This is a genomic window from Microbacterium sp. NPDC058345 (assembly GCF_042723855.1).
Taxonomy (GTDB): domain Bacteria; phylum Actinomycetota; class Actinomycetes; order Actinomycetales; family Microbacteriaceae; genus Microbacterium.
Genome location: NZ_JBHXIG010000001.1, coordinates 1504292 through 1523945, shown reverse-complemented (window position 1 = coordinate 1523945; position 19654 = coordinate 1504292). Strand labels below are relative to the sequence as shown.

Here is a 19654-nt window from a genome sequence, read left to right as displayed (position 1 = left end):
CGCCGAATTGGGTACCGTAGCGGAGTGACCGCCTCCCCCGACTCCGCGCGTCCGGCCACGCGCCGCGCCCTCCGTGAGCGCAACCGCGCCCGGACGGGCGCCGACGGCGATCCGGGCGCCTCGGCCGAGACGCCGACGGATGCGTCTCCGTCGGATGCCGCCACGGCGGTCCTGACGCCGGAAGCCGCCACGGCGGTCCTGACGCCGGACGCCCCCGCGGAGACGGCGATCACGGACGCGCCGGTTCCCGCGCCCCGTGCCGCGGTCGCGCCGGTTCCGGCAGCCCGTGTCGCGGATGCACCGGTTCCGGCATCTCGTGCGGCGGCTGCGCCGCTGCCGGCCGAGGCGCCGGTCACCACGCGCGACCTCGAGTCCGCCGACGACGAGATCGAGGCGCCGGTCGCCACACCTGAAGCGGAGGACGACGACGAGACGCTGCCGCGCACCGCGTTCCTTCTCCCTGTCACGGGCCCGGTCGCGACCGTCCAGCCGGTCGCGTCGGAGCCGGTGCACGAGACGGCGTTCCTCACCGGCGGGGAGCCTGCCGCTGTCGAGGACGCTCGGAAGGCCGCCGAGGTCGTCCCCGCCGCGGCACCGGAGCCCGTCCGTACCGAGTGGGCGGACGAGCGGCGTCCGCCCACCGCCCTGACCTGGATCGACGCGAACGACATCGCGGCGGCATCCACGGCCTCGGCGATCGAGAATTCACCGGCCCCCGACATCCTCGCCGGAGCGCGCCTGCGCCGGAACGGGCTGCGCCCGCGCGTGCTGGCACCGCTGGCCATCGTCACCGGACTGTGCGGTGCCTACGTGGCGGCGACCCTGTTGTGGCCGCTGCACGCCGTCGCTCCCGAGATCTCCGCGGTCCAGGTGGAGATGGCGCCCGCTCCCGCCGCCGCGGTGACCTGGCCGTCCACCGGAAGCGCCGCCGTCGGCGTGCAGGGCCTGTCGACCGTGGCCTCCACCACATCGGCCGACGAGATCGCCAGCATCTCGAAGGTCGCCTCCGTGCTGATGGTGCTCGACGAGCTGCCGCTCGAGGTGGGCGAGCAGGGGCCGTCCTTCGCGTTCGATCAGGGCGACGCCCGCGACTACTGGCAGTACCGCTGGTCGAACCAGTCGGCGCTGGATGTTCCCGTCGGAGGAAGCCTCACCGAGTACCAGATGCTGCAGGGCGTACTGCTCGGCTCGGCGAACAACTACATCGATCGACTCGCGGAAGAGCTGTGGGGCGGGCAGCAGGGCTTCGCCGAGGCGTCTCGCGCCTGGCTGAGCGACCACGGCATCGCGGGCATCACCCTGGTGAGCCCGTCGGGCTTCGACGAGCGCAACGTGGCCACGCCCGCCGCCCTCGTCGCCCTCGGCGAGCTCGCCATGAAGAACCCGGTCTTCGCCGAGATCGTCAGCACCCGGTCGGCCGAGATCCCCGGCGCCGGCACGGTGAGCAACAGCAATGCCATGCTGGCCGACACCGGCGTGACCGGCATCAAGACCGGCACGCTGTCGCACTGGAATCTGCTCACCTCGAAGCAGGTGCCGGTCGGCGACACGACGGTGGGCGTCTTCACCGCCGTGCTCGGGCAGGATGACGACGCCGCGCGCCTCGCGGTGACCAGAAGCCTGCTCGGCGAGGTCGAGAAGGCTCTCGTCGATCAGCCGGTCACGGTTCCCGCGGGCACGGTCGTCGGACGGGTCACCACCGAATGGGGCGCCGAAGCGGACGTGGTGACGAATGCCGACGCGCAGGTGGTGCTGTGGAACGGCGCCGTCGCGACGGCATCCTCGGAGTTCTCGCTCGGCGACGAGACCGCGAAGGGAGCGGAGGTCGGCACGCTGACCACGGAGGGCCCCCTCGATTCGGACGAGACGGCGGTGACGCTCGCGGGGGAGATCCCCGACCCCAGCATCTGGTGGCGCCTCACCCACCCCCTTGAGCTCTTCGGCCTCGACAACGACTGACCCGCGCCCGCCCGCTCGACGCGACGCGGGCCTCGCGCTGTCGTTCTGCGCGTGCGTCGCCCACTCCGTACCCCGGCAGACGCGAACGCCCGCCCCTCGCGCGAGAGGCGGGCGTTCGGCTTCACGGGTCAGCGGCGGCGGTCGGCCTCGGATGCGGCGGGGTCGCGCCCCTCGGCATCCGCTGCCTTGCCTGGCCCGCCGTCTGCGGACTCGGCGTCCGCGCGCTCGGCCTCGTCGGCCTCGCCGGTGAAGATCACCGGGGTGGCGCCGGTGAGCGCCTCCTCGGCGTCGAGGTCGGTCGCCGCCTGCTCGAACTGCGACTGGTACAGCCGCCAGTACGCGCCCTGCTTCGCGATGAGCGCGTCGTGGTCACCCTGCTCGACGATGTCGCCGTGCTCCATCACGAGGATGAGATCAGCGTCGCGGATCGTCGACAGGCGGTGCGCGATCACGAACGAGGTGCGTCCGCTGCGCAGCGCGGCCATGGCCTGCTGGAGCAGCAGCTCGGTGCGGGTGTCGACCGCGCTGGTCGCCTCATCGAGGATCAGGATCGAGGGCTGCGCGACGAACGCGCGGGCGATCGTGATCAGCTGCCGCTCACCGGCCGAGACGTTCGAGGCGTCCTCGTCGAGCACGGTGTCGTAGCCGTCGGGCAGCGAGTGCACGAACCGGTCGACGTAGGTGGCCGCCGCGGCGGTCGCGATCTCCTCATCGGAGGCGGACTCGTTGCCGTACCGGATGTTGTCGCGGATCGTGCCGCCGAACAGCCACGGGTCCTGCAGCACCATGCCCGTTCGACGACGCAGGTCGTCGCGCGCCATCTCCGCGATGTCCTGTCCATCGAGCAGGATGCGGCCCGAGTTCAGCTCGTAGAACCGCATGATCAGGTTGACCAGGGTGGTCTTGCCGGCACCCGTCGGCCCGACGATCGCCACCGTCTGCCCGGGCTCCACCCGGAACGACAGGTCGCGGATGAGCGGACGATCCTCGCTGTACGAGAAGGCGACGTGCTCGAACTCGATGACGCCGCGCCCGCCGTCCACCGTCGGGGCATCCTCGGCATCCGGATCCTGCTCGTCGGCGTCCAGGAAGTCGAAGACGCGCTCGGCCGAGGCCGTGCCCGACTGCACCACGGCCGCCATGCCGCCGAGCTCACTGAGCGGCTGACTGAACTGCTGCGAGTACTGGATGAACGCTTGCACGTCACCGAGACGCAGGTTGCCACCCGCGACCATCAGGCCGCCGAGCACCGCGATGCCGACGTAGGTGAGGTTCCCGATGAACATCATGGCGGGCATGATGATGCCCGACAGGAACTGCGCCTTGAAGCTCGCCTGGAACAGCTCCTCGTTCTCGACCTGGAAGCGGTCAAGTGCGTCCTGCTCGCGGCCGAACACCTTCACCAGCGCGTGACCCGAGAAGGCCTCTTCGACGCGGGCGTTCAGTCGGCCGACCTTGCGCCACTGGATTCCGAAGGCCTTCTGCGAGCGCGGACCGATGATGCCGAAGATCACGCCCATCAGCGGCAGCGAGACGAGCGCGACGAGGGCCAGCTGCCACGAGATCGAGAACATCATGATCAGCACGCCGACGACCGTCAGCACGGAGGTCAGAGCGCCCGACAGCGACTGCTGCATCGTCTGGGTGATGTTGTCGATGTCGTTGGTGACGCGGGAGATCAGCTCGCCGCGCTGCACCTTGTCGAAGTACGACAGCGGCAGACGGTTGATCTTCGCCTCGACATCCTCACGCAGACGCCACATGGTGCGCACCATGATGACGTTGATCACGTAACCCTGCAGCCAGCTGAGCACCGCCGAGACGAGATAGATCGCGAGCACGGCGACGATGATCCATCGCAGCCGCTCGAAGTCGACGCCGGCTCCGACCGAGAAGTTCTGCATGGCGCCGACCATGTTCGCGAACTCGTCCTGGCCGGCGCCGCGCAGCGCCTCGACGACCTGCTCCTTGCTGGTGCCCTCCGGGAAACCGGGGGCGCCGCCGACGCCCGTGCCCAGCACGTGGGAGATGAAGCCCTCGTAGACGATGTTCGTGGCCTCGCCGAGCACCTTGGGTGCGGCGACGGAGAGCACGACGCCGATCGCGCCGAAGATCGACACCAGCACGAACCACAGGGCCGAGGGCCTGAGCAGCCCGATCATGCGCGCGAAGCTGGGGCCGAAGTGGTCGGCCTTGCCCGGCGCCGGGCCGTCGAACATGCCGCCGCCCTCGAGGCGCGCCTTCTCGGCGAGTTCCGCCTCTTCCTTCTCGGCGTCGGTCATCTCGACCTCCGCGCCCGCCGTGCCGGCGCGCGCCGCCGCGATGCGCTCACGACGTGCGGCCTTCTTGTCGATGTTCTCCCCGCTCATGCGTCCACCCCCAGCTGCGACTCGACGATCTCCTTGTAGGTGGCGCTCGTGGCGAGCAGCTCGTCGTGCGTGCCGACGCCGACGACGGCGCCGTCTTCGAGCACCACGATGCGATCCGCGTCGGTGATCGTCGAGACGCGCTGCGCGACGACGATCTTGGTCACGTGCGGCAGCTCGCGCCACAGCGCCTGCCGCAACCGCGCGTCCGTCGTGAGGTCGAGTGCCGAGAACGAGTCGTCGAAGACGAGGATCTGCGGCTGGTGCACGATGGTCCGCGCGATCGCGAGTCGCTGACGCTGTCCGCCGGACACGTTCGTGCCGCCCTGCGCGATGCGCGAGTGCAGTCCTTCGGGCATCTCCTCGACGAAGTCGCGACCCTGCGCGATCTCGAGTGCGGCCCAGAGCTCTTCGTCCGTCGCCTGCTCACGCCCGTAGCGGAGGTTCGACGCGACGGTGCCGGTGAAGAGGAACGGACGCTGCGGCACGAGACCGATGCCCTTCCACAGCGTGTCGAGGTCGGCCTCACGCACGTCGACTCCGCCGACCCGGATGGATCCGCCGGTGACGTCGAAGAGCCGCGGGATCAGCGAGACGAGCGTCGTCTTGCCCGAACCGGTCGATCCGATGATCGCCACCGTCTCACCCGGGTCGGCGCGGAAGGTGACGTCGGAGAGAACGGGCGATTCGGCGCCCGGATATGTGAACTCGACGTTCTCGAAGGCGACGGCGCCCGGCTCGGGGAACTCGGTGGTTCCGTTGTCGGGACGGGTCATCGACGACTCCGCGTCGAGCACTTCGCCGACGCGCTCGGCCGAGACGGCGGCACGCGGGATCATCATCGCCATGAAGCTCGACATGATCACGCCCATCATGATCTGTCCGATGTACTGCATGAACGCGAAGATCGTGCCGATCTCGGCGTTGCCCGCGTTGACCTCCACGCCGCCGAACCAGATCACGGCGACGACCGTGACGTTGAGAACCAGCATGAACAGCGGGAACATCAGCACGAACAGCGAGCCGATGTTGCGGCCGAGCACCATCAGGTCGGTGTTCACCTCGCGGAAGCGCTTCTCCTCGATGCGCTCCCGGACGAAGGCGCGCACGACGCGCACTCCGGTGAGCTGCTCGCGCATGATGCGGTTGACGCTGTCGAGCTTCTTCTGGTTGGCACGGAACAGCGGAACCATGCGCCCGATGATGAGCACGGCGATGAGGAGCAGTGTGGGAACCGAGACGGCGATCAGCCAGCTGAGGCCGACGTCGGTCTGGATCGCCTTGATGATGCCGCCGATGGCGAGCAGCGGCGCGGTGACGAACATCGTCGCGCCCATCATGGCGAGCATCTGCACCTGCTGCACGTCGTTGGTGTTGCGGGTGATCAGCGAGCCGGCGCCGAACTGCGACACCTCGCGTTCGGAGAACCCGCTCACGCGGGCGAACACGTCGGCGCGGATGTCGCGTCCCGCGCTCATCGCCATGCGCGCGGCGAAGTAGGTCGCGACGATCGAGGCGACGATCTGCCCGAGCGACACCAGGAGCATGAACGCTCCACGGCTCCAGATGTAGCCGATGTCGGCCCTGGCGACGCCGTTGTTGATGATGTCTGCGTTGATCTCGGGCAGGTTCAGCGAAGCCATCACGCTGGCGAACTGCAGCACCACGATGAGCAGCAGCAGCCCCCAGTATTTCGAGAGATAACGGAAGAGGATCTTTCCCAGCACAGGCGGACTTCCTTTTTTGGGATCGGGGCCGAGATTCGACCACATGAAAGAGTGCCACGAAGATCCGACATCCGTATCCCCCTGAGGGATGACCTTCGCTGACAGCGAAACGTCTCGCGACCGGCCCCTCTTACTGGACGCGATCGAAGAATCCGCGCACATAGACTCGCAGGGGCGAAGGGAAGACATGCGCGAACGGGATGCCGCGGCGACGGCCGTGCTGATGGTCTGCGACTATTCGCTGAAGTACCTCGGCGGGGCGCAGACCGCGTTCGTGCGTCAGGCCGAGGCGCTCGCCTCGGAGGGCGTGCCCGTCGTCGTGCTCGCGCCCGACGCCGACGTGCTGAACCACGATGTCGGCGACATGGATGCCGACGGATCGGACGCCGATGCGGCGGCCGCCGCACCGCATCCGTCCACCCGCCTCATCACCGTCGCCCCGCCGCGTCGCGGAACCATCCCGGTGCTCGACCTTCCCCTGCTGGGCCGCGCCCGTGACCTCGAACCCCTCGTGGCGACCACCATCCGCCGGCACGGCGTCCGGGCGATCGTCGTGCACTCGGAGTTCGCGCTGGCGGCCGCCGCCCTCGCGGTGGGTCGGCGGCTCGGCATCCCGGTGCTGCACACCGTGCACACGTTCTTCTGGCGCGCGCCCGCGGCGCTGGCTCCGTTCGCACCGGTGGTCTCCGGCGTGCACAGCCGGCTCACCGGCATCCGCGGCGGCGACCGCTACACCGGCAGCCACCCGCTCAACAACGCCCTGCGCACCATGACCCTGCGCATCGCGCAGCGCGCCGACGTCGTGCTCTCCCCGTCGCGGCACCAGGCCGACGCACTGCGTGCGGCGGGCGCCGGACGGGTGGAGGCGTTCTCGAATGTCGCGCAGCCCCTGCGGGCGGCCGCGGCGTCGCGCGGAGGTCCGTTGCGCCTGCTGTGGGTGGCGCGGTTCGCCCCCGAGAAGCGGCTGGAGGTGGCCCTGGATGCGATGCGGCTCGTGGTCGAGCGGCTCGGAGCGGACGCGGTGCACCTCGACGTCGCCGGCGGCAGCCACCGACCGGTGCCCGGGGTGACGGTCCACGGGTCGGTGCCCGGCGAGCGGGTCGGCGAGCTGCTGGATGCCGCGGATGCCGCCCTCATCACATCGCTGGGCTTCGACAACCAGCCCATGGTGGCGCTGGAGGCGTTCGCGCACGGCCGCCCGGTCATCGTCAGCGACCCGGTGCTGGCGACCGAGTTCGGCGACGCCGCGATCGGCACCGGCACGCCGGATGCCGCGGGACTCGCGGATCTGATCGTCCGCCTCGCTGCGGATCGCGCACTGCTGGATGCTCCGCGCGAGGCCGCGCTGACCTACGCGCGCGACCGCCAGCCGAGTGCGCACGTCGCCCGCCTGCAGGAGCTCATCGCCAGCGCCCGCTCCTGACGCCCCGCCCGACGAGGGGTCACGAAACGCCGCATCCGCACCGCTGAACCCGACCAATTGCGACACCTCAGCGGCGCCTTCAATGTCGAGGAGTCACGAAACGCCGCATCCGCCCGCCTGGACCCGACCATTCCCGACCCTCAGGGACGCCCTTGATGACGAGGGGTCACGAAACGCCGCATCCGCCCGCCCGGACCCGACCATTCCCGACCCCCCAGCGACGCCCTTGATGACGAGGGGTCACGAAATGCCGCATCCGCACGCCCGAACCCGACCGTTCGCGACCCCTCAGCGAGAAGGTGGCGAGAAGGTGGCCGGGAGTTGCGGCGCGGAGCGAGTCGAGAACAGCGTCAGAACAGCGCGGGCTCCGGCACGTACGCCCGCGCCGCGGCGCCGGCGTCGTCGGCGAGGTCGCCGATGGTCGCGGGCTGCCACTTCGGCCGGCGGTCCTTGTCGACCAGCTGGGCACGGATGCCCTCCACGAGGTCGGGGTGATGCATCCCGAACCACATCACCCGGCGGTACTCCCCCTCCAGCGCCTCGCGGATGCCGCTCATCGCGCGCGCTTCGCGCACGGCATCGAGGGTCACCGCCAGTCCGGTGGGCGCCAGCTCCTCGAGCGCCGCGAGAGCGGCCGCGGCATCCGGGGCATCCGATCCACGCAGCCGGTCGGCGATCTCGCCGACCGTGGGCGCCGAGAAGGCCTCGTCGATCCATCGCCTCGCGGCCGGAAGCTGCGACGGCTCGGGGGTCTCGTCGAACAGCAGCACCAGTTCGTTGGGGGTGCCGGGATCCGCGCGGTACGCGAGGGCCTCCCGCAGGGCGTCGAGGCGGTCCGAGGGCACGAAGTGGTCGGCGAAGCCCATCTCGATGGCATCCGCGCCGTCCATGCTCGCGCCGGTGAGTCCGAAGTACTCCCCCAGCCGTCCCGGCGCGCGACCCAGCAGCCAGGTGCCGCCGACATCGGGGGTGAAGCCGATGCGCGTCTCGGGCATCGCCAGCTTCGAGCGCTCGGTCACCACGCGCACGGCCGCGTGACCGGCCAGGCCGATTCCGCCGCCCATGGTGATGCCGTCGGCGAAGGCGACGATGGGCTTCGGGTACTCGGCGATCATCGCGTTCATCGCGTACTCGGCCCGGAAGAACTCGGCGATCGCCTCGGGGTGTCCCCCGACGATCTGGTCGTACAGCGCGCGCACGTCGCCCCCGGCGCACAGCCCGCGCTCCCCCTCGCCGTCGATGAGCACCGTCTGGATGTCGGGGTGGTTCCGCCAGCGCTCCAGCGCGGCGGTGATCTGCCGGATCATGTCGAGATCGAGCGCGTTGATCGCGCGGGGGCGGTTGAGGCTGATGCGGCCCAGCGAGTACTCGGTGCGGACGAGAACGGTGGATGCTTCGGCGTCGGTCACGCTCGCCAGGCTACCTCCTTCGCGGGCGCCGCCGTCTTGGCGCTTTTCGGCAGGTGAAACAACGAAACCGGGGGATTTCCGCGAAGATGGAAGGAACTGCCCAGGGAGGAGGGGCTCGCATGCCCGCAGGACAGGTGCTCGAGTTCGCCCGAGTGACGAAGCGCTTCGGCGCCGTCACGGCGGTTTCCGACCTCTCTGTGCGCGTCGAGCCGGGGGTCGTCACCGGCTTCCTCGGTCCGAACGGCGCAGGCAAGACCACGACATTGCGGATGCTGCTGGGGCAGATCCGTCCCACGTCCGGCGTCGCCACGATCGGCGGTGTCAGCTATGCCGAGCTCCGCAATCCGCTGCGGACGATCGGCGCTGTCCTCGAAGAGGCCGCCTACCGCCCGCGCCGCACGGCGTCACGCCAGCTGATGATCGCCGCCAAGGCCAACGCCATCCCTGCGGAGCGCGTCGACGCCGTACTGCGGCTGGTGGGTCTGCAAGATGACGCCGACACCCGCATCGGCGGATTCTCGCTCGGCATGCGCCAGCGCCTCAGCGTGGCGACCGCGCTGCTGGGCGACCCCGGTGCCCTGGTGCTCGACGAGCCGGCCAACGGCCTCGATCCGGAGGGCATCCGCTGGATGCGCATGCTGATGCGTCGCCTGGCCGACGAGGGCCGCACCGTGCTCGTGTCGTCGCATGTGCTCAGCGAGATCGAGCAGGTCGCCGACAACGTCGTGGTGCTCTCGAAGGGCCGCGCGGTGTACTCCGGCAGCATCGATGATCTGGCCGACCCGACCGGCGGTGCGGTGATCGTCGACGCCGAGGATCGTGCCGCGCTGGCTGCGGCGCTGAGTGCCGCCGGGCTGTCGTTCGATGTGCTCCGTTCGGGCCTGACCGTGCGGGAGTCCGATGCCGCGTCGGTGGGTGCCGTCGCGGCGTCCGCGGGTGTCGCGCTCACCACGCTGCAGCAGCGCGGACCGAGCCTGGAAGAGGTCTTCCTCGACCTCGTCTACGGCCGACGTGCGGACAGCCCGCGGCTCGATGAGGTCGCCAACCCGGTGGCGCACGCCCCCCTGGATGCCGGCATCGCATCCACCCCCGGTGGCACCGCCCTGGTGGCGGGAAGTGCCCCTCTGGCCGGTGCGGCGGCGGCCGTCGGGGCGGGAGCGGGGCTGTTGCCGGGTGCGACGGCTGGTCAGGCGGATGCCGCCGCCGGCGCGGACTCCGACGCCGAGCAGACCGAGGCGGTCGGCGCGCGCGCCGCGGCGCGTGCGGATGCCGAAGCGGTCGGTGCGGACGCCGAGGCAGGTCCGGTCGACGATTCGGCGGGTGCAGAGGCGGATGCTGCGGAGGGCAGCGCTGACGAGACGGCCGAGGATGCCGAAGAGGATCTTCCCGGCACCGACGCTGCTCCCGAGCAGGTCGACCAGGAGGTGGCTGAGCCGGATGCGGTCAGCGATCAGAGCGCGCAGGGCCCCGACCGGGAGGACGCCGCGCCCGCCGAAAGCGCGCAGGGCGCCGAAGGCGACGAGTCCGCCGCCGAGGGGGAAGAGGCCGCCGGTCCCGCGCAGGCCGCGGAGAACGAAGAATCCGCCGAGCACGAGGACGCCTCCGGCGGAAGCGCGCCGTCCGGCGAGCACCGCGATTCCACCGCCGCGGAGCAGCAGGCCGGTGACGGGGACGACGACGACCCGTCCACCGCGATGTTCACCGTGCCCAGCGAGCTCTGGGCCCCGCGCAGCGCGCAGGAGTCCGCCACGGCATCCGACGAGCCGACCACCGATGTGCTGCCGCTGGCGACGCAGGCCGTTTCGCTTCCGCCGGTCGGCGAGCAGTCCACCTTCACGGAGCTGATCACCGGCATCCCGGCGGCGACCCCGGAGGATGCCGCATCCGACACGACCGAGCCGCCCGCGACGACGTCGGCGTTCTCGGTGTTCTCTCCGATCCTCTCCGAAGAGGAGGAGGACGACACCGACTCCACCGTGGACGACGAGGACGACCCGCGCCTGACCGCGATGCGCACGTCGCTGTCATCGGCGGCGAGCCGGTTCTTCGAAGGCCCTGCACCGGAGTACCCCTACGGAGATGCTCCAGATGACGGCCGGTCGGACTCGGACGTGCAGCCGGCGCAGGACGCACAGCACGCGCAGCCGGCGCAGGACGCGCGGCCGGCGCAGGACGCGCAGCGCGACGGTTCAGAGCCGCAGCCGGCTCAGGACGAGCAGTTCGACAGCGCCGACGACGCCACGCGCGTGATCGGCATCGTCACCGGCAGCGAAGACGCGAGCGCCGATCACAGCGACCGCGACCACGGCCCGCACGACGACGATCACGAGAACGACCGCCACGACGGCTGATCGCCGGGCCGGTCAGGCCGGGCGAGGGCGGATCACCGGCCGCTGACGCTGCTTCGGCAGCGGCACCGGCGCGGTCGACGCGATATCGGCGACGTCGGCGGGCTCATCCGTGACCTCCAGGCGCAGCGCCTGGGTGAGAGCCAGTCCGTGGCGGGTGGTGAGGATCAGCCGCTGATACTGCTCGTCGCCGTCGAGGTCGATGACGACGCTGGGCCGGCGCCTCCGGATGAGCACGAAATCCGTCGTACCGGCGCCCTTCCAGGTGCCCGCGGCCAGGATGCCGGGGATGTGCGTGCCCGGCCCTGGTACTCCGCGCAGCCAGGTCCACGCGTCGTCGGTGAGCTGAACGCGGGTGATGTGCTCGCGCGCGATGCGCACATTGTGGCGGTGGAAGGTGGATGCGCGCTCGATCGGCGACAGCACGATCTCGAGCTGCGTCTGATCCAGCAGGAGCGTCACCATTCCCCCAGTCTGCCAGCGCGCTCCCGCGAGAGGAGTGCGACTTGCTCACAACGCGACAACGATCCGTTGTCGACGGCGCACAGGTGCAGCCCCCGTCGCCGGGAGCAGGATCCCGCAGCCTCGGCTCAGGCGGTGGCGGATGCGGCAGCCGCGGCCGCCGCCGGCAGGGCCGCCTCGATCGCGGCGAGCTCCTCGTCGCCGTGCGCCGCCGTGAGGAACCAGGCCTCGAACACACTCGGCGGAAGTGCGACCCCCCGCTCGCGCATCGCGTGGAAGAACGGCGCATAGCGGAACGACTCCTGCGCCTGCGCCTGCGTGTAGTCCTTCGGCGCGTCGGGGGCGAACGCCAGACCGAACAGGTTGCCCGCGCGGGGAACGGCGTGCACGACCCCGGCATCCGTCAGCGCGGCGTCCAGCGCGTCGGCGAGACGGGATGCCGCGGCATCCACCCGCGCATACACCTGCGGTGTCGCGAGGCGCAGCGTGGCCAGGCCCGCCGCGACCGACAGCGGGTTCCCCGACAGGGTTCCCGCCTGATAGACGGGGCCGACGGGAGCGAGCAGATCCATGACCGCGGCGCTGCCGCCGAGCGCGGCCAGCGGCATGCCCCCGCCGACGACCTTGCCGAAGGTGATGATGTCGGGAACGTAGTGCTCGCCCTGCTCCTGCTGCAGCCCCCAGAAGCCGGCGGGGTGCACGCGGAAGCCGGTGAGCACCTCGTCGAGGATCATCAGCGCGCCGTGCGCGTGCGCGGTGTCGGCGATGAGCTTGTTGAAGCCGGGCTGCGGGGCGACGACGCCCATGTTGGCGGATGCCGCCTCGACGATGACGGCCGCGATGCGGTCGCCGTGCTCGGCGAACACCGCGGCGAGCGCGGCGGGGTCGTTGTAGTCGATGACCACCGTCTGTGCGGTGATGGCCGCGGGGACCCCCGCTGAGCCGGGCAGGGCCAACGTCGCGACGCCCGAGCCTGCGGCGGCGAGCAGTCCGTCGGAGTGGCCGTGGTAGTGCCCGGCGAACTTCACCAGCAGGTCACGTCCGGTCGCACCGCGGGCCAGGCGGATGGCGGTCATGGTCGCCTCGGTGCCGGTCGACACCAGGCGCAGCCGCTCGACCGGGCGCACCTCGTCGTGACGCACCCGATCCGCGATCAACTGCGCCAGCTCCACCTCGCCCTCGGTCGGGGCGCCGAAGGACAGCCCCCGCGATGCCGCATCCTGCACGGCCTGCACCACCTCGGGGTGCGCGTGCCCGAGCAGCGCCGGACCCCAGGACGCCACCAGATCGATGTATTCGGCGCCCGCCGCATCCGTCACCCGTGCGCCGCTCGCCGACGCGAGGAACCGGGGCGTGCCTCCCACCGATCCGTAGGCGCGCACCGGCGAGTTCACGCCGCCGGGGATCACCGCGCGAGCGGTGTCGAACAGGGTGTCGTTGCGGTCGGTCATCCCTCAAGCCTACGGATGCGAGCTATGTGACGGCTTCAGCGCAGGTCGCGGATGGAAAACGTCGGTCAGACGGGTCATGAACCAGCGAAAAGCATCCGCGAGCCGGGCTCACGGATGGAAAACGTCGCTGAAACCGGCCGCGAACCGGCGAAAGGCATCTGCGCGGGGGCGCCGAGTGCTGTGGTCGCTCAGCGGCCGGCGAGCCAGCGGGCGGCCTCGACCGCCCAGTACGTCAGCACGGCGTCGGCGCCGGCACGGCGGATCGACAGCAGCGACTCCAGCACGGCAGCGCGCCGGTCGATCCAGCCGTTCGCGGCGGCGGCCTCGATCATCGCGTACTCGCCCGACACCTGGTACGCCCAGACCGGCACGTCGACCGCGTCGCGCACCTCGCGCAGCACATCCAAGAACGCCATCGCGGGCTTCACCATCACGATGTCGGCGCCCTCGTTCACGTCGAACAGCGCCTCGCGTACACCCTCGCGCCGGTTGCCGGCATCCATCTGGTAGGTGCGGCGGTCGCCCCGCAGCTGCGAGTCGACCGCCTCGCGGAACGGACCGTAGAAGGCGCTGGCGTACTTCGCCGAGTAGGCCAGCAGCAGCGTGTCCTGGAACCCGGCGGCGTCGAGAGCGTCGCGGAGCGCCGCGACCTGACCGTCCATCATCCCGCTCAGCCCGAGCAGTTGCGAGCCGGCCGCGGCCTGGGCGAGCGCCATCGACCGGTAGCGGTCGAGCGTGGCGTCGTTGTCGACCGCACCGCGCGCATCGAGCACGCCGCAGTGCCCGTGGTCGGTGAACTCGTCGAGGCAGAGGTCGGTCTGCACCACCAGGGCGTCGCCCACCTCGGTCGCGATCGCCGCGGTGGCGACGTTCAGGATGCCGTCGGGATCGTCCGCCCCTGAGCCCACCGCGTCGCGTACCTCGGGCACGCCGAAGAGCATCACTCCGCCGACGCCCGCGTCTGCCGCATCCGTGGCCGCTCTGCGAAGCGAGTCGAGCGAGTGCTGCGCCACACCGGGCATTGATCCGATCGGCGCCGCCTCGGTGAGCCCCTCGCGCACGAACATCGGCAGCACCAGCTGGCGCGGCTCGAGCGACGTCTCGCGCACGAGCGCGCGGAGCGGCGCCGACTGGCGCAGCCGGCGCAGGCGGGTCTCGGGATAGCGGCTCACGGTGCGAACTCGTCGGCCGCGTGCGGAAGGGTGAACTTCGAGACCGTCTCGATCAGCGCATCCACGGTCTGCTTGTCGGCGACGACCGAGACGGGAAGTCCGGCCTTGCGCGCGTCCTTGGCGGTGCGCGGGCCGATCGCGGCGAGGAGGGTGGTGTCGGGGATGTCGGGGAACTGCTCGCGCACCTGCTGTGCCACCGAACCGCTGGTGATCAGGATCGCGTTGATGCGGCCGTTCTCGACGTCGCGGCGGATGCGCTCGGTGACGGGCACCCCGACGGTGCGGTAGGCCACCACGCTGTCGACATCATGCCCGGCCTCGGTGAGCATGACGGAGAGCACCGGCTTCGCGATCTCGCTGCGCAGCGACAGCACGCGGCGCGCATCCGACTCCAGCGCGATCATCTGCTCCGCCATCCCGGCCGCCGAGTTGTCGAGCTCTGGCACCAGGGCGACCTCGTAGCCGACCGCGTGCAGCGCCGCCGCCGTCGTCTCGCCCACCGCGGCGACCTTCGTGTGCCGAGGGATCTGCACCCGATGGGCGAAGAGCACGTCGACCGTGGTCGCGCTGGTGATCGTGAGCCAGTCGTACTCGCCGGCCTGCAGGCGCTCGAGCGCCGCGTCGAGCGCGCCCTGGTCGGTGGTCGGTGCGAAGTTGATCAGCGGCGCCACGACCGGCACGGCGCCCTGGGCTCGCAGGCTCGCGGCGACGCTGTCGCCCCAGGGGCCACCGCGCGGCACGAGCACACGCCAGCCGTCGAGCGGCTTGGCGGTTTTCGGTTCGGAAGCAGTCATCGTGGTCACTCTCGCGGGAGGAGGTCGGCCGCCCCCTGTTCGAGCAGCCGATGGGCCGCAGACATGCCGATGTCACGGATCTCGTGCATCGGGTCTGCACCATCGGCAGCATCCGCTCCGTTGCCACTGCCGTTCCGTCGAATATACCCCCGGTTCAGGGGGTGTGTGACGTCGAGGCCGATCCGTCGGTCGCCATCGGGCTGGTAGACGACGGTGCGGATGCGGATGCTGTCGCCCGTGACGACGGCGTGCGCGGCCATCGGCGCCTGGCATCCGGCCTCGAGTCCGGCGAGGATGGCGCGCTCCGCGGTGACCGCGATGCGGGTGTCCTCGTCGTCGAGCCGCCCGAGCGCGGCGAGCAGCTCCAATGGGGCGTCCGCGGTGGTCTCCACCGCGAGGGCGCCCTGCCCGGGAGCGGTGGGCCATTCGGTCAGACCCAGCTCCTCACGGCGCAGGGGGCTGTTGGAGCCGAGGCGGGAAAGTCCGGCGGCGGCGAGGATGATCGCATCCAGCTCTCCGGATGCGACGCGCTCGAGCCGGGAGTCGACATTGCCGCGGATGTCGACCACGCGTGCCTGCGGGGCTCGACGGCGCACCTGGGCAATGCGGCGGGGAGCTCCGGTACCGACGGTGCTGCCGGCGCGAAGCTCGTGCAGCGGCGTGCCGCCACGGGTGATCGCCACATCGCGGGCATCTTCGCGCTTCGGCGTCGCGGCGATGACCAGGCCGTCGGGCTGCGCGGTGGGCAGATCCTTCAGCGAGTGCACGAGGAAGTCGCACTCGCCGGCCGTGAGCGCTTCACGCAGGCGGGTGGCGAAGATGCCCTGACCGCCGATCTCCGACAGCGAGGCGCGATTCGTGTCGCCCTCGGAGGTGATGGGGACCAGATCGACCGGCCGGCCGATGACCGCCTCGAGTGCGGCGGCGACCTGGCCGGACTGGGCCTGCGCGAGTGCGCTGCGCCGGGTGCCGAGGCGGATCGGGGCGCTCATCGTCACTTCGGGCATCCCGTCACTGCAGCACGCCGGCGATCTCGTCGAAGCGCAGGCGGCGCCCGGTGTAGAAGGGCACCTCCTCCTTCACGAAGCGACGCGCCTCGGTGTAGCGCAGGTCGCGCATCAGGTCGACGAGCTCCGTCGGGTCGTCGGCCTCGAGCGGCAGCAGCCACTCGTAGTCGCCCAGCGCGAAGGCGGCGACCGTGTTGGCGATCACGCCCTTGAACGCGGCACCCTTGCGGCCGTGGTCGGCCAGCATCTGGCGACGCTCGGCTTCGTCGATGAGGTACCACTCCGGCGTGCGCACGAACGGGTACAGGCACAGCCATCCCTTGGGCTCGACCCCGCGCAGGAAACCGGGCACGTGGGCGCGGTTGAACTCGGCATCGCGGTGCACGCCCATGACGTTCCACACCGGCAGCAGGTTGCGCAGCAGTTCGGTGCGACGCAGCCGGCGCAGGGACTGCTGCAGATCCTCGGCGGAGTCGCCGTGCAGCCACACCATCAGATCGGCATCCGCCTTCAGGCCGCTGACGTCGTAGAAGCCGCGCACGGTGACGCCGGAGTCCTCGATGTGGTCGACGATCGTCTCGAGCTCGGTCGCGTCGGTCTCGGCGACCGGCGCGTCGGGATTGCGGCGCCACACGGCCCAGAGAGTGAATCCAGAAGGGTTCTCTTCGTTCAGCTCGGACATGCTTCCAGTCTGCCCCCTCGTCGCGGAGTCGGCTAATCCGGGCGGGCGCCGCCGCGGATGGCTGCGCCCGGTCCGCCGGGCGCTATCGGGAGACGGCCCTGGCGATCACCCAGACCAGTCCGCCGACCGTCGCGGCGACGCCGACGACGGCTGCCGCTGCGCCGACGGGATTGCGCCGGGCGAAGGTGCGGGCACGCAGGATGCCGCGTTCGGATGCCTTCTCGATGCGGCGCGGGAAGTTCCCCTTGATCTCGATGGCCGCCAGCGCCGCCTTCAGCTCGGCGCGAGCGGATGCCACCGGGTCGGTGATGCCACCGGGCACCGCGGTGCGCGGAATCGTCGTCGGAAGGGACTGGGGGTCAGAGTTCGTCATTGCCGGCCTCCTTGACGAGTCGGACATCGGTGGCCACGGCCTTTCCTGGGTTCTCGCGCTTGATGACCTTGCGGAACCGCAGCACGCCCAGCAGGGCGAAGATCACGATGGCGACGAGCAGGAAGCCGAACACCGCGAGCGCCGCCACCCAGGCCGGCCACCAGGACGAGAGCCCGATGATGGCGAAGGTGAGCAGCACCGGGATCGCCCAGAACAGCAGGAACAGGGCGATCACGAACCAGGCGCTGCCGATGCCCGCGTCCTTCGCGGTGCGCGACACCCAGGCCTTGGCCGCGTTGATCTCTGCGGTGATCAGGTTGCGCACCAGCTCGGGCAGGTCGCCGAGCAGTGTCAGCAGGCTGTCGTCAGCGCGGTCGCGGAATCCGCGTGCCATATCAGGAGCCGCTCTTTCCCGTCGCGTTCTGGGCGGATCCGTTCGAGCCGGGCTTCTTCTTCGCCGCGTCCGCGGTGCCCTTCGCGGCATCCGCGGTGCCCTTCGCGGCATCCGCGGTGTCCTCCGCCGCCTCCCGGACCTCTTCGACGGCGTCCTTGGTCGCGTCGATGGTGGAGTCGAGCTTCTGACCCGGGGTTCCCGAGCCGGAGACCGCCTTGACGACCTTCACCGCACCGTGGAAGACCGCACCGGGAACGGCGGCGGCCTGCGACTTCGCGAAGTCCTGCACCTTGGCGACCTGCTGCTGCACAGGGTCGAGGTTCCAGACCTTCAGCCACTGCGTCTTGATCTGCTCGTACCTCTCGCGACCTGCGCGCGTGCCGAGCACGTAGCCTGCGCCGAGTCCGACGATGAGTCCGATCTTCCCCTTCATGGGAGCCTCCTCCGGTTGGTTGCGGCGTCGTCACGCGAAGATCTGACTGGTCCCCGCGGAATGGTGTCCAGGGTAGCCGCATATGCCGGATTGGGCATCTACCCTTGCGCGCAGCCGAAACCTGGGGTAGTCGGCTCAGCGCCAGAGCAGCGCGTGACGCAACCGGTCGGCTTCCGCGACGGCATCCGGAATCACCTGCGCGAGCCCCGTTCCGGCCAGCCACGCGCCGACCGCCGCGAGCCCCGGCGTCTGCTGCACGGCCTTGCGCACGGCTTGGCGGCGCTCGGCCGCGCCGATCACCGACGTGGGCTGCGCCTGCACGAAGCGGGCGCGATGTGCGGCCACCAGTTGCGATGGCCGCAGCGCGACGCCGAGCAGAGCGGATGCTTCGGTGAGGGCGAGCCGAGCTGCGCCGTCCTCGTCGAGGCCGACCGTGGCCGCGGCCTCGCCCTGGGTGCCGAACGAGACCCGCACCACGTGCCTGCCGCCCGCCGCTTCGCGCAACCAGCCCCACTTCGCGGTGGAGTGGGTGAGGGCCTTCGCCGTGTGACTGCCGGGAACGGTGAGCACCCCGCTGCCGCGCGGCGCGGCATCCAGCTCCGGGGCGTCGAGCAGCAGCGTGACGATCTCGATCTCGGGGGCGGCGCCCGGCTCGCCGAGGCCGTCGACGAGTCCTTCGAGCAGCGCGCGGGCGGGAGGTTCCGCAGTGGCGACGATCACGCCGGTGGCCGTCAGCGGCTCTGCCGCGGCATCCGGAGCCTCGTCGTCAGCGGCATCCGGCACTTCGGTCTGCACCGTCCAGGTGGAGCCGGTGCGCTCGATGCTCGTGACCGTGACGCCGGTGCGCACCTCGACGCCGTACGCTTCGATGTCGGCGCGCAGCGCGTCGACGAGCCGGCCCATCCCGCCGGAGATGCCGAGCACCGCGGAGCCGGGCGTTGTGCCCGCCTTCTGCTTCTGATCGGTGCGCAGCGCGTCGACGGCACCGCTGAGGGAGCCGACCCGGGTGAGGGCAGCGTTGAGTCCCGGCGCGGCGACGTCGGTGTCGACCTCGTCGGGGTGGGCGGAGTAGACGCCGGCCGTCACCGGCGCCACCAGCCGATCACGCACGCGCGCTCCCATGCGCGAGCGGACGAGTTTGCCCAGGCTCCGCTCGTGGCCGATGGTCAGCGGGGGGCGAAGACGGTCGACGTAGGCGCGCCAGGCGCCGCGCCAGCCGATGATGCGCCGCACGTCGTCGGCGAACGGGTTCGCGGGGATGCCGAGGATGCCGCCGACCGGCAGCGGTGCGTCGGGAGCATCCGGGATGCCGCTCAGCCACGCGCCCCCGCCCTCGGGCCTGACGATCGCGTCGGCCAGCCCGAGCTCCTCGACCAGGGCGCGCACGGTGCCGCCGCGCGTCGCGAAGCTCTCCGCGCCCGCGTCGACGACGATGCCGTCGAGGTCGGCCGTGCGGATGCTGCCGCCCACCGCCTCGCGCGCCTCGAGCAGCGTCACCCGCATGCCGACCTTGGCGCATTCACGCGCGGCGACGAGGCCGCCGATGCCGCCGCCGATCACGACGACGTGCTGCTGTGCAGCACGGGCGGCGAGGTCGGAGGGCTCTGCGCTGGACGGAACGGCCGGGGTCATGCCCCCCATCCTTTCACCGGCG

16 protein-coding genes are annotated in these 19654 nt (G+C 71.0%); 3 read left to right on the top strand and 13 right to left on the bottom strand.

Annotation, left to right across the window (positions count from 1 at the left end):
* Positions 1-24 precede the first annotated feature (24 nt).
* On the top strand, positions 25-1959 hold the full coding sequence (locus ACFWH5_RS07160) for a D-alanyl-D-alanine carboxypeptidase (protein WP_378833315.1): 1935 nt from the start codon (positions 25-27) through the stop codon (positions 1957-1959).
* A 128-nt stretch (positions 1960-2087) separates the two neighbouring features.
* Here ACFWH5_RS07160 and ACFWH5_RS07155 read toward each other — a convergent pair whose 3' ends face one another.
* A complete protein-coding gene (locus ACFWH5_RS07155) occupies positions 2088-4328 on the bottom strand; it encodes an ABC transporter ATP-binding protein (protein ID WP_378833313.1) in 2241 nt (746 codons plus the stop codon).
* Positions 4325-6052, bottom strand: coding sequence for an ABC transporter ATP-binding protein (locus ACFWH5_RS07150; RefSeq protein ID WP_378833310.1), 1728 nt, complete (start codon positions 6050-6052; stop codon positions 4325-4327). Before ACFWH5_RS07150 ends, ACFWH5_RS07155 begins: the two co-directional genes overlap by 4 nt.
* Before the next feature lie 187 nt (positions 6053-6239).
* Here ACFWH5_RS07150 and ACFWH5_RS07145 point away from each other — a divergent pair, with 187 nt between their 5' ends.
* Positions 6240-7475, top strand: a complete 1236-nt coding sequence (locus ACFWH5_RS07145) for a glycosyltransferase family 4 protein (RefSeq protein WP_378833309.1) — start codon at positions 6240-6242, stop codon at positions 7473-7475.
* Between the two features lie 350 nt (positions 7476-7825).
* Here the strand turns inward: ACFWH5_RS07145 and ACFWH5_RS07140 are convergent, their stop codons facing one another.
* The gene (locus tag ACFWH5_RS07140) at positions 7826-8884 is read right to left on the bottom strand and encodes an enoyl-CoA hydratase/isomerase family protein (RefSeq protein WP_378833306.1); all 1059 of its coding nucleotides are present in this window, start codon (positions 8882-8884) and stop codon (positions 7826-7828) included.
* A gap of 119 nt (positions 8885-9003) precedes the next feature.
* On the opposite strand from ACFWH5_RS07140, the gene ACFWH5_RS07135 reads away from it, so the two are divergent.
* Positions 9004-11235: an ATP-binding cassette domain-containing protein gene (locus tag ACFWH5_RS07135; RefSeq protein WP_378833303.1), complete on the top strand. Its 2232-nt coding sequence runs from the start codon at positions 9004-9006 to the stop codon at positions 11233-11235.
* A 12-nt stretch (positions 11236-11247) separates the two neighbouring features.
* Here ACFWH5_RS07135 and ACFWH5_RS07130 read toward each other — a convergent pair whose 3' ends face one another.
* From ACFWH5_RS07130 to ACFWH5_RS07085, 10 genes are all read right to left on the bottom strand, one after another.
* Positions 11248-11697 carry a hypothetical protein gene (locus tag ACFWH5_RS07130; protein ID WP_378833302.1) on the bottom strand — a complete coding sequence of 150 codons (450 nt, stop codon included), beginning with the start codon at positions 11695-11697 and terminating at the stop codon, positions 11248-11250.
* Between the two features lie 125 nt (positions 11698-11822).
* Positions 11823-13145 carry a glutamate-1-semialdehyde 2,1-aminomutase gene (locus ACFWH5_RS07125; RefSeq protein ID WP_378833300.1) on the bottom strand — a complete coding sequence of 441 codons (1323 nt, stop codon included), beginning with the start codon at positions 13143-13145 and terminating at the stop codon, positions 11823-11825.
* A 188-nt stretch (positions 13146-13333) separates the two neighbouring features.
* Positions 13334-14317, bottom strand: a complete 984-nt coding sequence (hemB, locus tag ACFWH5_RS07120; RefSeq protein ID WP_378833297.1) for a porphobilinogen synthase — start codon at positions 14315-14317, stop codon at positions 13334-13336.
* Positions 14314-15111, bottom strand: coding sequence for a uroporphyrinogen-III synthase (locus tag ACFWH5_RS07115; protein WP_378833295.1), 798 nt, complete (start codon positions 15109-15111; stop codon positions 14314-14316). The genes hemB and ACFWH5_RS07115 overlap by 4 nt, the downstream gene beginning before the upstream one ends.
* Before the next feature lie 5 nt (positions 15112-15116).
* Positions 15117-16103, bottom strand: coding sequence for a hydroxymethylbilane synthase (hemC, locus tag ACFWH5_RS07110; protein ID WP_378833566.1), 987 nt, complete (start codon positions 16101-16103; stop codon positions 15117-15119).
* A 19-nt stretch (positions 16104-16122) separates the two neighbouring features.
* A complete protein-coding gene (hemQ, locus tag ACFWH5_RS07105) occupies positions 16123-16800 on the bottom strand; it encodes a hydrogen peroxide-dependent heme synthase (RefSeq protein WP_378833292.1) in 678 nt (225 codons plus the stop codon).
* An 82-nt stretch (positions 16801-16882) separates the two neighbouring features.
* Entirely contained in the window at positions 16883-17173 is a 291-nt protein-coding gene (locus ACFWH5_RS07100) for a hypothetical protein (RefSeq protein ID WP_378833290.1), read from the bottom strand.
* The gene (locus tag ACFWH5_RS07095) at positions 17160-17567 is read right to left on the bottom strand and encodes a phage holin family protein (protein WP_378833287.1); all 408 of its coding nucleotides are present in this window, start codon (positions 17565-17567) and stop codon (positions 17160-17162) included. The genes ACFWH5_RS07100 and ACFWH5_RS07095 overlap by 14 nt, the downstream gene beginning before the upstream one ends.
* Before the next feature lies 1 nt (position 17568).
* Positions 17569-18000, bottom strand: a complete 432-nt coding sequence (locus ACFWH5_RS07090; protein ID WP_378833285.1) for a hypothetical protein — start codon at positions 17998-18000, stop codon at positions 17569-17571.
* Between the two features lie 135 nt (positions 18001-18135).
* Positions 18136-19632, bottom strand: a complete 1497-nt coding sequence (locus ACFWH5_RS07085; protein WP_378833283.1) for a protoporphyrinogen/coproporphyrinogen oxidase — start codon at positions 19630-19632, stop codon at positions 18136-18138.
* Positions 19633-19654 lie beyond the last annotated feature (22 nt).

What these genes read in the sequence shown, in the direction of transcription:
- ACFWH5_RS07155 (WP_378833313.1), bottom strand. Translation starts at nt 4,328, where the DNA reads ATGAGCGGGGAGAACATCGACAAGAAGGCCGCACGTCGTGAGCGCATC.
- ACFWH5_RS07145 (WP_378833309.1), top strand. Translation starts at nt 6,240, where the DNA reads ATGCGCGAACGGGATGCCGCGGCGACGGCCGTGCTGATGGTCTGCGAC.
- ACFWH5_RS07135 (WP_378833303.1), top strand. Translation starts at nt 9,004, where the DNA reads ATGCCCGCAGGACAGGTGCTCGAGTTCGCCCGAGTGACGAAGCGCTTC.
- ACFWH5_RS07130 (WP_378833302.1), bottom strand. Translation starts at nt 11,697, where the DNA reads ATGGTGACGCTCCTGCTGGATCAGACGCAGCTCGAGATCGTGCTGTCG.
- ACFWH5_RS07125 (WP_378833300.1), bottom strand. Translation starts at nt 13,145, where the DNA reads ATGACCGACCGCAACGACACCCTGTTCGACACCGCTCGCGCGGTGATC.
- ACFWH5_RS07115 (WP_378833295.1), bottom strand. Translation starts at nt 15,111, where the DNA reads ATGACTGCTTCCGAACCGAAAACCGCCAAGCCGCTCGACGGCTGGCGT.
- hemC (WP_378833566.1), bottom strand. Translation starts at nt 16,103, where the DNA reads ATGAGCGCCCCGATCCGCCTCGGCACCCGGCGCAGCGCACTCGCGCAG.
- hemQ (WP_378833292.1), bottom strand. Translation starts at nt 16,800, where the DNA reads ATGTCCGAGCTGAACGAAGAGAACCCTTCTGGATTCACTCTCTGGGCC.
- ACFWH5_RS07100 (WP_378833290.1), bottom strand. Translation starts at nt 17,173, where the DNA reads ATGACGAACTCTGACCCCCAGTCCCTTCCGACGACGATTCCGCGCACC.
- ACFWH5_RS07095 (WP_378833287.1), bottom strand. Translation starts at nt 17,567, where the DNA reads ATGGCACGCGGATTCCGCGACCGCGCTGACGACAGCCTGCTGACACTG.
- ACFWH5_RS07090 (WP_378833285.1), bottom strand. Translation starts at nt 18,000, where the DNA reads ATGAAGGGGAAGATCGGACTCATCGTCGGACTCGGCGCAGGCTACGTG.
- ACFWH5_RS07085 (WP_378833283.1), bottom strand. Translation starts at nt 19,632, where the DNA reads ATGACCCCGGCCGTTCCGTCCAGCGCAGAGCCCTCCGACCTCGCCGCC.